Raw genomic sequence first — 15914 nt, forward strand, 5'->3', positions numbered from 1 at the left:
ATGATCTTCTCGATGATTCGTCATCATCAAGCTAGGTCGGCTATATTACTCTAATCTAAATTAAAGTCAACAGGTAATTTAGATATTTTTAAAACCTACCAATCAACCCAAGAACCTAACTAATCTAGCCAAATCCTTGTTTCTTAACAAGTTTTTATCTGCATCACCGCCGATGGATGTGCATTCTACAGCATTTCTAATCGCTTGCAAGAGATTTATTGGAATTTATTTTAATATTTAAACTGATAGATTATTTTTTACACAAATAAGGCTGAAAATGTGGAATTTGGTCTAAGATTTGTTCAGTTTTACTTTTTTCTTGCCAATGCAAAGGTCGACAATCGATATATTCACAATACCCACTCCCTTGATAGGACTGATTATTCCAAAATAAATCATAACTAAAACTACCAACATAACCCGCCGCTAGACCAAATTTATAATCGCCCCTACTCTGTCCGTGTAATTGAAAGATAACTTCTTCATTTTCTTGATATTGCCAAATGAATTCACGAGGAAGATACATCTCACGTCCATTAGGAGTTTGAATCTTTGGATACACCCTAAGGGTATCAAAAACCACATTTCGATCATAAAGAGTCGAACCTTGTTGGCTGGTTTGAACCTCAATTCGAGAGAAAATTACGCTATTCCATTGGTTGCGCAATTCTGAAAGGATGACTTGAATTTCTTCATTAATATGAATGATTTGATATGTAAAAAAGTGAAAAGCAATAAAAGGTAAATATACCGCCCTTGCATGTTTTAAAATACCTTTGGTCTCAATCAAATATTTTTGATTTTTATAAACAATTTCCCCAACGCACTGACATTGTACATACCAGTAGTCAGCCACGCCCCAGTGCAATGCTGTATGATTTTCTATTTCAGAACAGATATTTACCCTTAAATCACAGCTAAATTCATTGTCATTTCGTTTGAAGTAATAGTTTGGAAAATCAACATGAATTTGATCAACATCTAAGAATTGATATGAATCAGTCTCAAATTGACACTGCTCTTTTGCACTATAACTTTTTAGATGTCCAACTGTTGATAAGCTACTACTTACCAACACTGTAGCTGTATCGATCGCAGTTGTGGAAATTGCACTTGGATTATAACAAATAGGGATACGAGGTTGCCCAATCAAACTAATGAAATTTACATAATGAAAAGGTGCAGGGAGATTCGGTAGAATCAAACCTTGATAAACAATTTTAAATAAACCTTTGGGTGGGTAAAAAGTTAAAGCATCTGACTTGTTGAGGTTCAGCTGCTTTAATTGACTATTATTCATCAACAATGGCATGCCGAACCTCCTTTTATTTAGATTGTTATTTTGGAATCATTTTTTTTAGCTAATAGTGTCGTTACAAAACCAGACAACACATAGATGATACATACAACAAGTATCCCTACAGGAATATTGTAGGTGATTGCAGCAAAAATCAAGACTACAGGCAACATGACTACAAAAGGAACACGTTTGCGATCCATTTGTTTAAATGAATAGTATTTGATATTTGAAATCATAAGCAAACCAATCGAAACCATAATCACAGCGTTGATGATTTGTATTGTGATGTCATTTAAATCAAATACCAGAGGATAATCTTGACTCACCCATACCATTGAAATAACGGTTACAGCAGCTAATGGACTTGCTATTCCTATAAAGTAACGTTTATCGACCACACCGATTTGTACATTGAAGCGTGCAAGTCGAAATGCTGCACAGGCTGTGTAAATAAAACAACAAGCTAGACCAATTCGACCCAAATCATTGAGACTCCAACTGTACATCAAAATAGCTGGAGCTACACCGAAGGCTAATAAATCCGAAAGTGAATCATACTGTTCACCAAAAGCACTTTGTGCTCCGATTGCACGAGCAACTCGACCATCCAAACCATCTAACAATGCTGCTAAGAAAATCGCATAAATAGCTTGAGTGAAATTACCATTCATACTAGCGATGATCGAATAAAAACCTGAAAGTAATGCCGCTGTTGTAATCAGATTTGGCCATAAATAAATGCCGCGTCTTTTAACTTTTTGCCCTTCATGCGTTTGTTCTTCTTCTTCGACTTCAAAGGTGATCCCATCAAAAGAAAGCTCTTCTTTCTTCAAATCAGAATCTGACTTAGGAGAATTTGTCATTATTTTCAATTCCTCGAGAATAGTTTGACATTGATGGGCTTATTCACCCACCAACCAACGCACTGCAGCATGACCACCATTTTCACTCATTCGCAAATGAGGGAACAACCATTGTAATGCCTGATCAGCATCTTCTGAAAATTTCCAAGGTGGGTTAATCACCAATAAACCACAACCATTTAATCCAACTGGCGTATCATCAGGCCATACACAAATTTCACATACCAACTGACGACGAATACCAGTCTTAAACATTTTCTTCTCAAAACGGTCAATCATCGCGCGATCTTTAATTGGATACCACACAGCAAAAACACCTGTCGGCCATTTTTTATGTGCAGCTTGTAACAGCTCAACTAACTGAGGGAAATCTTTACGTTCGATTTCGTATGGTGGGTCAATCATGACCAATCCACGTTTTTCTTTAGGCGGAATGACACCCATCAAACCTTCATAAAAATCACGCTCATGTAAGCCCGCACGTTTATCACGAATATTAAAATACAATTGTTGAAACACATCACGCTGCATTTCAAATATAGTTGCTTTATCAATATCACGCATGCCTTCAAGCGCAAACCAAGGTGAACCTGGATAAGCACCTTTACCTGAGCCTGCACGCATATCTTCAACAATTTTAAGATATTGTTTTACGCCTTCAGGTGCATTACGTTTAATCGAATCGTCAAGCTTGACCAAACGATGGATACCCGTTAAAAACTCACCTGATTTTTGTGCTTCAGACGTAGATAAATCATATTTACCTGCACCGCCATGGGTATCTATATATCGATAAGGTTTATCTTTAGCATTTAAACGAGCGAGCAGTTGAAGCAAAAGTACATGCTTCATAACATCGGCAAAGTTACCCGCATGGAAATGGTGACGGTAATTCATGTTGACAATTATTCCTCAATTCAAAGGGTAGTTTATCACGAATGAAAAAAGTATTCTTTAGCGTTGATGTGATCGGCTAAGATCATACTGCCTCTTCATCAAGCTCTATTGGAAATATATGCAGCAAAGTTCTCTCCCTGAATCCTGGGATTTAGATAAAGTTTTGGATGATTTAAATGAATCAGGTTTTGCCGTTATAGATAATGTTTATCCTGCTGCATATGTAGACTCTCTCGTAAACGAATGCAGTTCACATCTTGCTGAGTTTAGAGCCGCAGGTATCCAAAATGGTATTGTGAGTCATATACGTAGCGATCATATCTTATGGATTGATGAACAATTACCGATCGCACAACAACATATTAATGCATTAAAAAACTTGTCTCAGTTATTAAATCAAGCGTTTTATTTGGGAATCAAAGAAGTAGAGGCTCATTTTGCCTGTTACAACGCAGGTGAGTTTTATGCATTACATCGAGATAATCCTCAGAAAAAGAATGATCGCATGATTTCAACTGTTTTTTATATACATGAACAGTGGCAGGAAGACTTTGGCGGTCAGTTACGCTTACAAGATAAAAATGAGCAATGGCATATCATTCAACCATTGCCAAATCGGCTTGCTATCTTCCAAAGTGATTTACTACATGAAGTATTGATTTCGAAACAGCAACGTCTATCAATTACAGCATGGTTACGCAGTGGAAATTCGCTTTGGAATGCCTAAACCTTTAAATTGCAAAATAAAGCCCTATATATGCATGCATAGATCAAGGTTTTGGATAAACTGATGTCAAATGAAACGAAACATGTAGTAAATCGAATTGGTGAAACAGACCAACTCTATTTAAGTGAAAATACACCTGAACTTGCTTTAGAAAGAGCTGACTTACGTCTGCAATTGGTTGTACTCAGTCATGTCCGTCAAGAACAATTGCATTTCTTGCAAGAAGCGATCGTGCTACTTGAGCAAGCTCGGATTGAATTTGAGGAAATGCCATTAAGCCTTTATCTTGATCTCTCGTTGCATTTAGCCAAAGCTTATATGATTTATTTTGAGCTAACCAAAGAGCAACGTTTTGCGATTATCACGCAGCAAATCCTAAAGCCTCTCGCTCACTACGATCATCTAGATATTTACTTCTTTTTGGCTTATGCATCTGCAAGTAAAGAAGAGTTTGCGATGACTCAACATTGGTTAAAAAAATATGTGGCATGTGTAGATCACGACTTGCAGTTGTTAAATGCACATCCAGCATTTAATCAAGCCCGCCAAGAAGAATGGTTCATAAGTTTAATCCATAAAAAAGCTCACTGATGTGAGCTTTTCTTATTAAGTTGTACTATCAACATGTAGTTGCTGATTCAACTCATCTATCACGATAGCCCATTCATCATCTTTATCCCAATGACTCTTAAGAAAGTCTCGTTGCCCAGCACTCCAAAAATCAGCTTCGTGTAATTTCTGGCTAGCACTCAATTGATGAGTTTTAATAAAGTTTTCCATCGAAACTTCATCTGCATCAAGCCCCAATTGTTCAAATAAAAGTTCAAGTGTTGGTTGTTGTTCAAACATTTTTTCTTCTCCTTAGGTAAAACCCATCTAATAAATAATCTAACAATAAACTGTATTAACTTGCAGGCATATCTCTATATTTTCTTGTTGTATTTTGTTTCTTAAAATAAAAAAGCACTCTACAAGAGAGTGCTTTTCATAATTTATCAAAATGACAAATTATTTAACCATGTCAGCAATCGCTGCACGTTCTTCTTCTAACTCGTTAAGAGTGAAGTTGATACGGTCACGGCTGAATTCATCAATTTCTAAACCTTGAACGATTTTGTATTCACCGTTTTCAGTTGTTACAGGGAAACCAAACATTACACCTTCAGGAATTCCATAAGAACCGTCAGAAGGAATACCCATAGTTACCCATTTGCCATTTGTACCTAACGCCCAATCACGCATATGGTCAATTGCAGCGTTTGCAGCAGAAGCAGCAGAAGACAAACCACGTGCTTCGATGATCGCAGCACCACGTTTACCAACTGTTGGAAGGAATACATCTTTATTCCATTCAGCATCGTTGATTTTGTCTTTTAAGCTTACACCATTTGCAGTTGCAAAACGGTAGTCAGCATACATAGTTGGAGAGTGGTTACCCCAAACAGTCATGTTCTCGATGTCAGAAACTGCAACGCCAGCTTTTTGAGCAAGTTGAGTTAATGCACGGTTGTGGTCAAGACGCAGCATAGCTGTGAAGTTTTTCGCTGGAAGATCTGGAGCAGATTTCATTGCGATGTAAGCATTTGTATTTGCTGGGTTACCAACAACTAATACTTTAACATCACGGCTAGCAACTTTATTCAAAGCTTGACCTTGACCAATGAAGATCTCGCCATTTACTTTCAATAAGTCAGCACGTTCCATACCAGGACCACGTGGACGTGAACCTACTAATAACGCATAGTCAGCATCTTTAAATGCAACTTCTGGATCATCAGTCCCGATCATGCCTGCCAATAATGGGAAAGCACAGTCATCAAGTTCCATCATTACGCCTTTAAGCGCTTGTTGAGCTTTCTCAAAAGGAACTTCAAGCAATTGTAAAATTACAGGTTGATCTTTACCTAACATTTCACCGCTAGCGATACGGAATAATAAGCTATAACCAATTTGACCTGCAGCGCCTGTAACGGCAACACGAACGGGTTGCTTCATGTGATATTCTCCAATGAGATGCGTTAGCACGATTGAATTCTTTTGTTATTCAACCGAATTATCATAAACGGCAAAGATTGTACTCTAAAGCGAACGCAGATGCATGTAAAAGAGAATGGATTTCAACAAAAGTCTGATAGAAAATACAAATTAATTCAGAAAAAAAGCTTAATAACTTCCTTTAATTGTAAATTCACTTGGACATCCTGTGACCACATGACTCGAACATTGTTTGTACTGACCGTTTTTCTGATAGCACACTCGAATCTCAGTCAAAATAGAGTCAAATTTGGATGCTTGGCAAGTAAATCGAATTCCATTGGGTGGTAGAGAAGGATTTAGTTTAGTGAATTGCTGCCTTAAATTTTCTTTTTGTACTTCAATCGTATTAGGGCTAGTCAAATCAGCAGGTATTTTTAATCTCTCAGCAAAATTAATAATCGTTCTGAAATATTGACTCGCATTCATTGGCACACAGCCACCGACATTTTGCCAAAGTTGTACCCGTGCATTTTCATCAGGCATCACACGTGCAACCACTTTAGCTTGTAGGGGGGATAATTTAGCCGATGATTTTGTTTGACAGTCTCGACCAACAGGAACTTCAGGCAATAAACTTGAGATCGTCAGAGAATAACCCTCTAAACATTTACGTTGTTTTTGGCGTGAAGAATCAAACGAACAGACAGCAGGTGTCATTTGGACATGCATCACATATCCAGCAATATCAGCTTTGTCCGCTGCATATAATGGAACAGCAAATGAATGAGCTAAATAACAGATTAGTATCTGTATAGCCCTAAACATTGATTCCTTCATCAAGCACATTGATTTCATCAAATACAAAAACTTCATTATCTCAAGTTCAACGATGCCATGCGTTAAGGTTCATTACGTACAGGAATAATACTCATACGTTTTTCCAGAGATTGAGGTCCCTGCCCTAACACTACCCCATAGTGTGTTGCATTGGTCATGACATGTTTTACATAGTCACGTGTTTCTAATAAAGGAATTGACTCAGTGTATTGATCAGCCGCAATTGGTTGAAAATCAGGTTGCCAACGACGTGCACGATTTGGGCCAGCATTATAACCCGCTGTCGCAAGCACCGCATTTCCGCTCAATTGACCATGAATCATCGAAAGATAAAATGTCCCATATCGAATATTCGTGTTCATTTCACTCAATGCCGCTGGGTTATAGGTTTCTCCCATTTGTCGAGCAACCAATTTGGCCGTGTTTGGCATGATCTGCATCAAACCACCAGCCCCGACATGAGACCTCGCAGTGGTCACGAATCGACTTTCTTGGCGCATTAAACCATACGCCCAAGCTGGATCAATACCAGCATTGTAACTATGACTAGTCACATTACTACGATGCGGCGTTGCAAAACGATAGGTATCATTGTGTCGAGTGCTGGTTCGATCAGCTGCATAAATTGCTCGATCATACCAGCCCATATCATGTGCGCGCTTAGCAGCCGCCAATAATAAACCATCGTCTTTTTGTAGATAAGCCTGTCTGACAGCCCAGTTCCATTCTCTATTGGTATAATTGGCAGGGGCATTAATATCACGTAAAGCGAATGCACGTCTAAAGTGAATATTTTGGTTTAAACGCTGAATATCTTGTGTGCTTGGTTGTTCGTTATAAGGTTGATGATTGTATCGCTCACCTAAACGATCTTTAGCAAGCAAGTTGTGATAATCATCACCAGCTTGCGCTAGTTTGCGATAAATTTGTTGAGCTGCTAACTTCGAGTCTTTGTCATTTCTTTGCTCTGATGCACGAGCCAACCAATATTGCCAACGATCTTCTTGTTTTTGTGTAACCGACATTGAGTCTACTGCACGAATTACACTTTCCCATGCACCAAATCGCACCGCTTGACGCGCATAAATTTCAGCTTCTTCGGGACTAAATGGATAACCATAACTCTTATCAAATGCATTTAATACTTCACGATTAAAACCATTTTTCATTACGGTTGTACCACCAACATAGCCGATGGTACGGTACAAATATTTTTGTACTGGACTTGGTAAATCTTGAGCAACACGTTGCACATTGCCTAAAGCATTAGTTAAATCACTATCTGCTACGCGACCCAACGCAAAAATTAAATAGGCGTAATCTGCGTCATTGGTTTTTGGCGCACTCCATAGGTACGCGAGAGGATTAGATTGAATTTGATTAAACTGGGCCAGAGATAAACTTAAACCCATAGTTTGTGCAGTTGCAATTGCTTGCCCCGACTGACCAGCTCTAAGTTGTCCCCACAAGCGTTGTTGGCGATCTTGAGCAGTCATTAAGGGGCTTGATAACATCATACGCCCCAAACCATTACATGATTCAGGTTGGGTATTTGTTGCCAACCAAATATCCTTATATTCTGCATAAACCAAACTATCCCCAGTTTGAGCTCGAACCTGCGCCACAGCACAACTTTCGTCTTGATCAGGGTTCGTTACATAACTGAGGACTGGTTTTGCCTCACTAAAGTTCGCTTGTTTTACCTTTTCTTCAACATAATCTGCTGCTAACTTTTCAGCCATTGCAGACTTTGGATATCGTTGCGCAAAATTAATAATTGAAGATGCTGGCTGAAACCCAAGATTACTATTCAATTTCCAATATTCTGGGTAGTAACCTAAAACATCATTTTGCATCTCATATTGGTACTGATCAAGCAATGCGGTATTCCCCGCATTCGCAGCACGTAAAGCATCATTAAACTGATCATCTAAAGCATAAACAGACGAACACGCAAGCAAACCACCAACAACAAAACTACGTTGTAAGATTTTCTTGTTATTTAGTTTTATTTTGAGGTGTGGAACTGAATTGTGTTGCTTATTCATCTTCATCGATACATTTGCCTAATTTCGCCTGCGATTATAGTTTAATAACTCTCAAGTCTTACTATTGTTGTGTTATGTAACTTGCTGATTCATATTCATTAAAATTCACGTATTTTCATCCACAAAGTGTCCATTTTTGTCATTTTTTTATTCTCAGCGAACATTCAAAAATGCTGCTATAATCCGCGGTTTGTTTAAATCCACCTCGTTTAGGAGCCTGCATGACGGTTCAAACATTCACTCCTAGTGCTACAAAAGCTGCCTCAGAAAACACTGTTACCCAGCCAACGCACACCACTGATGTTTCAATGAAGAAGTTGTATATTGAAACTCAAGGGTGTCAGATGAATGAGTATGACAGTCATCGTATGGCAGATTTGCTTGGCGACTCACACGGCTACGTTCTGACCACAAATCCAAACGAAGCTGATATCTTGTTAATGAACACTTGTTCAATTCGTGAAAAGGCGCAAGAGAAAGTCTTTAGTGAGCTTGGTCGCTGGCGCAAACTGAAAGAACAAAATCCTGACCTCGTGATTGGTGTCGGTGGCTGTGTTGCTTCTCAAGAAGGTGACAACATTCAAAAGCGCGCACCTTATGTCGACATGGTATTCGGTCCACAAACCCTACACCGCTTGCCACAAATGCTTGATCAGCATCAAGCCCAAGTGGAAAAGCCAAAGAAAGAAAAAATCAAATTAGTTGATATTTCTTTTCCAGATATTGAGAAATTTGATTTCTTACCTGAACCACGTGTTGAAGGTTTTAAAGCATTTGTCTCGATCATGGAAGGCTGTTCGAAATATTGCTCATTCTGCGTAGTCCCTTACACACGCGGTGAAGAAGTTTCGCGCCCTCTCGATGATGTGTTAGCAGAAATTGCTGGATTGGCAGAGAAAGGTGTTCGTGAAATTAGTCTGCTTGGTCAAAATGTAAATGGTTATCGTGGTGAAACCTTTGAAGGTGGCATTTGCACATTCCCTGAATTACTGCGCTTAGTTGCTGAAATTCCAGGGATTGGTCGTTTACGTTATACCACCTCTCACCCATTAGAATTTTCTGATGAGTTGATTCAATGTTATCGTGATTTGCCTCAGATGGTTTCGCATTTGCATTTACCTGTACAAAGTGGTTCAAACGATGTATTGCAAGCCATGAAGCGTAATCACACGATTGATGTCTACATCGATAAAATTGCAAAACTACGCAAAGTTCGCCCTGATATGCATTTATCAAGTGACTTCATTATTGGCTTCCCTGGCGAAACGGATGAGCACTTCGCTGAGACTTTGCAGTTTATTAAAGATTTAGATTTTGATCACTCTTATAGTTTCGTTTATTCAAAACGTCCTGGTACACCTGCATCTGAACTTCCTGATGACACTCCAGAGCAAGTGAAAAAAGATCGTTTAGCACAAGTTCAACAAGTGATTAAACAATCTAGTATCGATAAAACTGATGCGATGCTGGGTAAAATTGAACGCGTACTGATTGAAAAAGTTTCTGATAAAGATCCAAATCTTCTGATCGGTACAGCGGACAACACTCGTCTTGTTACTTTTATCGGTGATGCAGCTTGGGTTGGACGTTTTGCTGAAATTGAGATTACTGAAATCAAAACTTTAAATTTAGTTTATGGTGAACTCTTGAATCTTGAACCTGACGTGGCGTAATGTAAGGGTATTCTTACAAGACAACATAAAGGGTTTCTCTTGACTGCAGCGATTCGACGTACAGTAACGTTCCCTGAAATTTCCATGGAACGTTTAAAAAGCATGCTCGGTGCGTATAACGGGCATTTAAAACAAATCGAACAACGTTTAGATGTCAAAATAACTCACCGAGGCGATGCCTTTTACTTAGACGGTGATATCGAAGCGGTCGAACGAGCCGAAGCACTTTTGCAACGGCTCTTTCAAGAATCTGAAATTTCTTCTCAAATCAGTGCGGATGTACTTCATTTAATGATTCAAGGATCTCAAACTGATCGTGAATTTTTGGATGACTCTGATCAAGAACATACTGGGCTTGATAACGTTTGGCTACAAACGCGTAAAGGCCGCATCAATCCACGTGGCGCGAATCAAAAACGCTATGTACAACGTATCTTACAAAGCGATATCTCCTTCGGTATCGGGCCTGCGGGTACAGGTAAAACCTATCTCGCAGTCGCTGCAGCAGTAGATATGCTCGAACGTAATGAAATTCAACGTATCTTACTAGTACGTCCTGCAGTTGAAGCAGGTGAGAAACTTGGTTTTTTACCAGGTGACTTAACTCAAAAAATTGATCCTTACCTTCGACCACTTTACGATGCCCTATATGAAATGCTGGGCTTTGAAAAAGTAGCTAAACTCATTGAACGCCAAGTAATTGAAGTAGCACCTCTCGCCTATATGCGCGGACGCACACTGAATCATTCTTTTGTCATTTTGGACGAAGCTCAGAATACAACGCCTGAACAGATGAAAATGTTCCTTACACGCCTAGGGTTCGGTTCAAGAGCGGTGATAACGGGTGACGTAACACAAGTAGATCTACCTCGTGGTCAGCAATCAGGTTTGGCTCATGCCTTACGTGTTCTTGAAAACGTCCATGAAATTCATATCACGCGCTTCCACTCTCGAGATGTAGTGCGTCACCAACTGGTACAAAAAATTGTCGAAGCTTATGAGGGCTGGGATAGCGAACAACAACGTTTGTCAGCAGAAGCTCGTGCTGAACGTAAAGCAAGACAAGAAGCACTGGTAGCAGAAAATGATGAGAAAGCTGACGCTCAACATTAATGAATATACTTTTTGTGTGATATTGAAAAAAGGCACTTGAAATCTGTAGGCTCCATGGTCATTACCGAGTTAAGTATATGAGTGTGAGTAGCCTACAGAAATCTAAATGAGGATAGTTTTGTGTTTTGTCAGCAAACTTATGGATCATCAATTTTTTGAAAGATGGCACATGAAAAGACAAATGATGCAACAAATTGGATCAATATGCAGTAAAGCATTCCTCCAGTCTTCTTTCTATCCCATTGAGTTTCATTCTAAGTTTGTAGATGCAATTTATATTTAAGGATCTATTTTGAAAATCAATTTAAGTCTTCAACAAGACTTTCAAGCCAATAATTTACCATTGAAGCGTGGTCAAATCAAAAAACAAATTGAAACTGCATTACGTCATGTTGGTTTTGACGCAGATTGTGAGATTGGCATTGCTTGCGTTGATCTTACAGAAAGTCATGAACTGAATTTGCAATACCGAGAGAAAGACAAACCAACCAATGTGTTGTCTTTTCCAAGCGATATTCCAGAAGAAATGCTCAGCTTACTCGAAGCAGAGCCTTTAGGTGACTTGGTCATCTGTATTCCTGTTGTGTTACAAGAAGCAGCAGAGCAACAAAAAACACCAAGTGATCATTTCACTCATTTACTCGTGCATGGGATTTTACATTTACTCGGCTACGACCATGAAACCAGTGAAGCCGAAGCTGAAGAAATGGAAGCTTTGGAAATTGAGATTCTGAAAAAACTTGGGATCAGTAATCCTTACCAAGCTGATGAAAATTAAGCCTGAGTCCTATGTATATCGTTATTTTTAAAGCCACCATTAGACAATTAGATTCTACTTACACAGAAATGGCACAAAAGCTTAGAGATAAAGCAATCGGCCAATATCACTGTGTTAAGTTTGAAGCATGTTGTGAAAATGATTTTGAAATAGCGTTGTCTTACTGGAACAGCCTCGAAGATATTCAACGATGGCAACAAGATGCTGAGCATTTAGTTGCCCAACACTTAGGTAAAGAAAAATGGTACCAGCATTTTAATATCGAAATCTGCAAAATCGAACGGACTTACTCAAGCACAAATAGATTATGAATAAGTGAGAACTTATCCACAATTTTAAAGCGGCTGAATACAATTTCAGCCGCTTTTCAATTCTTAAAATTGATATCGTAATGTAAAGGTCACATTACGAGGTGCGCCATACACCATCAAATTATCGCCAATGCCTGTATAGTATTTTTTGTCAAAAATATTATTCAAATTGATCTGAGCTTTAATATTTGAATCTATATCATAGCCAAGCATTAAATTTGCTAAAGCGTAGGCATCTTGGGTGATGCGTTTGTCACCATCTCCTGTATAAAATTTACTCTTGTAATTTACACCGCCGCCAACACTCCATTTATCTAACTTATATTTGGTGAATAAATTGGCGTTAGTTCTTGAAGACATTGTTTGCACTTCATTACCCTGAGCATCTTTGGCATTGAAATGAGCAATACCAAAACTTAAATTCCAGTTATTGGCAATTTCTCCATCTAACTCAAATTCAACACCTTTGCTTTCGACACCATCAGCACTACGGTACGCTTTTTCTGTTGTTGGGGTTCCATCTGGACTCGGTATAAAAGTTCCTGTTTCTTCTGCAACATTATCTTGTTTGGTTTGGAATACCGATAAAGCAGCATTCAGCTTTCCATTTAAGAACTCCCCTTTTAAACCTGTCTCATAACTTTTACCTTCTCGTGGATCAAGGTACTGCTTATTTATATCTCGTTTATCTTCTGGTTTAAAAATACTGGTATAACTCGCATACCAAGAATACTGATCAAGAAAATCAAAAACTAAACCTGCATATGGAGTTACTTCATTTTTGAATTTTCTATTTCCTACACCATCATCACTCTCATATTTCCAGTTTGATAACCGTATGCCTGTAATTAATTTCAAAGGCTCAGCTAAGCTAAATTTACCTGCCAAATAAGCGCCTGTTTGAGTCGTTTTATTAGGCACTTGATAGATATTGTTATTTTGAATTGATGCTAATAGCGGTACATTTGGATGATCAAAATCAAGTACCGCATCTGATGCAATTTGAGGATTACCTGAATACCATGTGTCTTTTTGTGCTTGGTTATACATAAAACCCGCCACAATTTCTTGCTCTAAACCACCAATAGAAAAGGGAGCAGAAAGATAAGTATCAATATTATTTTCTTTCGTCTTAGTGGCATCAGACCAAGTCATTAATGTACCTTTACTGGTATTTGTAGTTTTATCGAAACTCCCCCACAAATAGAGCAATGCAGTATCTTGTTTTACTTCACGATATGCATAATTCACATGCAAATTCACATCATTGAATAGATTTTGTTTCAAGGTTGCAAAGGCTGTGGTGGTGTCCGTATTCCAATAAGTCCAATCAGAAGTTACTGTTTTGGATCGATCAAAATCGACGCGTTGACCATTACTATCAAATGCTGGTAATCCGCCCCACCGTACTCCATCACGCTCTAAGTTTTGATAACCAGCCCCAACAGAGACATAGGTTTTGTCGCTGATATCAGCATCAACCACCCCATATACACCATTATTATTTTTCTCATACCCTTTCATAAAAGAGTCAGTGTCTTCGTGCTTTACCACGACACGACCACGAACTGTTCCATCCGTATTCAATGGTGTAGAAATATCTGCCGAGCTCGTCCATGCATTCCATGAACCCAAAGAAGTACTTACCTGCCCAGTTAGTTCTTTCGCATTAGCATGCTTTCGAATCATATTGATAGCTATGGCTGGGTTACCAGCACCAGTCATTAAACCGTTTGCCCCTTTGACCAACTCTACGCGATCATACATTGTTAAATCAGGATCATTTGCTTCCATGCCTACATTACTTGGAACACCATCAAATAAATAATAGTCGACATCAAAGCCTCGCGCTGTAGGATATTGACGCTCATCCCATTGGTTAACTGACACACCTGTGACATTATTTAATAGTTCCTGAAAAGAACTGATATTGGCATCATCCAAATACTCACGAGTTAAAACCTTAACGGATTGTGGCGTTTCACGAAGCGATAGACTCAACTTAGTCGCTGTATTTGCACTCTTCGCCGTATAACTTTGAGTTCCCTCTGTAACTGAGGATTGATCATCTTGTGCTTTGAGGCTAATCATTGGTAGTGCAACTGTCGATGAAGAGGTGCTGGTTTCTGCAGAGGCAAATGAAGGAAGTAATATCGCCATCGCCAACATAAGAGGATGGGCTTTAAAAGATTGAAAAGTCTGAGATTGATGCATGGGAAATTTCCTTATGCAAAGATATGAGATTTAAAATGCATGCGCCGATCTCCCCCAGAGCATTTACTTTTCAGCACAGGAGCGCATACAAAACAACTAAAAACACAATGCAAATGATAATTATTTTTATTATCAATTCAAGTTTTATTTATGAAATGTAATAGAGTGTTGTAAAAAAAGAAAAATGAATAACCATAAAAAAGCTATCTAATTGTAATTAAATAGTTTTTTATAAATGATTTATTTTTTAAAATCAATGCACTTCAAACTCAGCATCCACGGGATCAAAACGCCAAGTCCGAATGATACGTAATTCAGAAATATCCTTCTTCATCGTTGAATCAAATGCACCAAAAGGGGCTCCACGGCGCACTGAAGCCTTAGCTGCTTCATCTAAAATAGAATGTCCCGAACTCTCAATTAAACGAATTGCACGTATCCCACCCTGTGAGTTCAGAATAACCATTAATCTAACTTCACCCGATAACCTCTGTTGTTTAGCAGCATCTGGGTAATAGCGATTTCCATAAAGTTCAACTTTTTGGCGGAATTTATCTAGATACGCAGCAGAAGCATCCTGTTTAGCTTGAATACCATCTACCGTTTTAATCCGTTGTTTACGGCTAAAATTTTGTTGTCGTTGTAAATACTGAGCTTCAAGACTAGCAACCATGGCAGCTTTTGCTTGGAACTGACTTTGTAAATCCTCTAAGGCTTTTTTACGCTCGCTTTGTTCTGCCTGTTTCTGCCAGCTTAATACGGTCATTAAAACTTTTTCTTCAAATTTTAACTCGCGCTTTTGCTGAATTTTTTCTAAGCTTTCAAACTCAGTTTCACCAGTAGTCGCATCAGCCTGCATCGGTGAAGGCATATCACTCGACATGCGATGTGCTTCTCGAAACTCACCTGAACCCTTTTGATCGGCTTGAGCGAGAAAATCAGCATTTTCTACTTTATCAGTACTAGGGCGAATTGAAACTGCGATTTCCTTTGTGGAGGTATCGGATGGAGTTGGCATAGCAAACTGTACCGCAAGCACAGCCAAATGCAGAAGCAATGCTAAAATCACAGCCCCTACAAAAATTGAGTCTTGCCACCAATGAGATGACAACTCCGAACGAAAATTTATTTTATTCCACATGGCATCTTAGCGGCAAAAATTGCCTCATCCCCAAC

15 protein-coding genes are annotated in these 15914 nt (G+C 38.8%); 6 read left to right on the forward strand and 9 right to left on the reverse strand.

Annotated features, from left to right (window positions below; all coding sequences use genetic code 11):
- Window positions 1-250: 250 nt before the first annotated feature.
- Genes MKL32_RS08575 through MKL32_RS08585 form a run of 3 tightly spaced genes read right to left on the reverse strand, consistent with a single transcriptional unit; the run spans window position 251 to window position 3060 of the window.
- A complete protein-coding gene (locus MKL32_RS08575; RefSeq protein ID WP_004958927.1) occupies window positions 251-1312 on the reverse strand; it encodes a DUF6670 family protein in 1062 nt (353 codons plus the stop codon).
- 17 nt (window positions 1313-1329) lie between these two features.
- The gene (gene pssA, locus MKL32_RS08580; protein WP_004957817.1) at window positions 1330-2163 is read right to left on the reverse strand and encodes a CDP-diacylglycerol--serine O-phosphatidyltransferase; all 834 of its coding nucleotides are present in this window, start codon (window positions 2161-2163) and stop codon (window positions 1330-1332) included.
- Between the two features lie 39 nt (window positions 2164-2202).
- The gene (locus tag MKL32_RS08585) at window positions 2203-3060 is read right to left on the reverse strand and encodes a 23S rRNA (adenine(2030)-N(6))-methyltransferase RlmJ (protein WP_004916432.1); all 858 of its coding nucleotides are present in this window, start codon (window positions 3058-3060) and stop codon (window positions 2203-2205) included.
- Between the two features lie 118 nt (window positions 3061-3178).
- Here MKL32_RS08585 and MKL32_RS08590 point away from each other — a divergent pair, with 118 nt between their 5' ends.
- Both MKL32_RS08590 and MKL32_RS08595 read left to right on the forward strand, forming a co-directional pair.
- On the forward strand, window positions 3179-3787 hold the full coding sequence (locus tag MKL32_RS08590) for a 2OG-Fe(II) oxygenase (protein WP_005403651.1): 609 nt from the start codon (window positions 3179-3181) through the stop codon (window positions 3785-3787).
- Between the two features lie 63 nt (window positions 3788-3850).
- Window positions 3851-4378, forward strand: a complete 528-nt coding sequence (locus MKL32_RS08595; protein WP_005403650.1) for a hypothetical protein — start codon at window positions 3851-3853, stop codon at window positions 4376-4378.
- A 15-nt stretch (window positions 4379-4393) separates the two neighbouring features.
- Here MKL32_RS08595 and MKL32_RS08600 read toward each other — a convergent pair whose 3' ends face one another.
- From MKL32_RS08600 to MKL32_RS08615, 4 genes are all read right to left on the reverse strand, one after another.
- On the reverse strand, window positions 4394-4636 hold the full coding sequence (locus tag MKL32_RS08600) for a DUF2789 family protein (protein ID WP_004916443.1): 243 nt from the start codon (window positions 4634-4636) through the stop codon (window positions 4394-4396).
- 159 nt (window positions 4637-4795) lie between these two features.
- A complete protein-coding gene (locus MKL32_RS08605; protein WP_004916445.1) occupies window positions 4796-5782 on the reverse strand; it encodes a malate dehydrogenase in 987 nt (328 codons plus the stop codon).
- A gap of 168 nt (window positions 5783-5950) precedes the next feature.
- A complete protein-coding gene (locus MKL32_RS08610; protein ID WP_171053831.1) occupies window positions 5951-6637 on the reverse strand; it encodes a ribonuclease T2 family protein in 687 nt (228 codons plus the stop codon).
- A gap of 26 nt (window positions 6638-6663) precedes the next feature.
- A complete protein-coding gene (locus MKL32_RS08615; protein ID WP_004958913.1) occupies window positions 6664-8655 on the reverse strand; it encodes a lytic transglycosylase domain-containing protein in 1992 nt (663 codons plus the stop codon).
- 215 nt (window positions 8656-8870) lie between these two features.
- Between MKL32_RS08615 and miaB the strand changes: the two genes are divergently transcribed.
- The 4 genes from miaB to MKL32_RS08635 all read left to right on the forward strand — a co-directional run bounded on the left by miaB (window position 8871) and on the right by MKL32_RS08635 (window position 12524).
- The gene (miaB, locus tag MKL32_RS08620) at window positions 8871-10322 is read left to right on the forward strand and encodes a tRNA (N6-isopentenyl adenosine(37)-C2)-methylthiotransferase MiaB (RefSeq protein ID WP_004958909.1); all 1452 of its coding nucleotides are present in this window, start codon (window positions 8871-8873) and stop codon (window positions 10320-10322) included.
- Window positions 10323-10361: 39 nt separating this feature from the next.
- Window positions 10362-11435 carry a PhoH family protein gene (locus MKL32_RS08625; RefSeq protein ID WP_004916462.1) on the forward strand — a complete coding sequence of 358 codons (1074 nt, stop codon included), beginning with the start codon at window positions 10362-10364 and terminating at the stop codon, window positions 11433-11435.
- 292 nt (window positions 11436-11727) lie between these two features.
- Window positions 11728-12213 carry an rRNA maturation RNase YbeY gene (gene ybeY, locus MKL32_RS08630; protein ID WP_270900405.1) on the forward strand — a complete coding sequence of 162 codons (486 nt, stop codon included), beginning with the start codon at window positions 11728-11730 and terminating at the stop codon, window positions 12211-12213.
- An 11-nt stretch (window positions 12214-12224) separates the two neighbouring features.
- Window positions 12225-12524, forward strand: coding sequence for an antibiotic biosynthesis monooxygenase family protein (locus MKL32_RS08635; protein WP_004916464.1), 300 nt, complete (start codon window positions 12225-12227; stop codon window positions 12522-12524).
- Between the two features lie 63 nt (window positions 12525-12587).
- On the opposite strand, the gene MKL32_RS08640 is transcribed toward MKL32_RS08635, so the two are convergent.
- Window positions 12588-14738, reverse strand: coding sequence for a TonB-dependent siderophore receptor (locus tag MKL32_RS08640; protein ID WP_270900406.1), 2151 nt, complete (start codon window positions 14736-14738; stop codon window positions 12588-12590).
- Between the two features lie 253 nt (window positions 14739-14991).
- Window positions 14992-15879, reverse strand: coding sequence for an energy transducer TonB (locus tag MKL32_RS08645; protein ID WP_004957789.1), 888 nt, complete (start codon window positions 15877-15879; stop codon window positions 14992-14994).
- Window positions 15880-15914 lie beyond the last annotated feature (35 nt).

The sequence above is a fragment of the Acinetobacter sp. AOR34_HL genome, from assembly GCF_027854795.1.
In the GTDB taxonomy this organism is placed as follows: Bacteria; Pseudomonadota; Gammaproteobacteria; order Pseudomonadales; family Moraxellaceae; genus Acinetobacter; species Acinetobacter junii.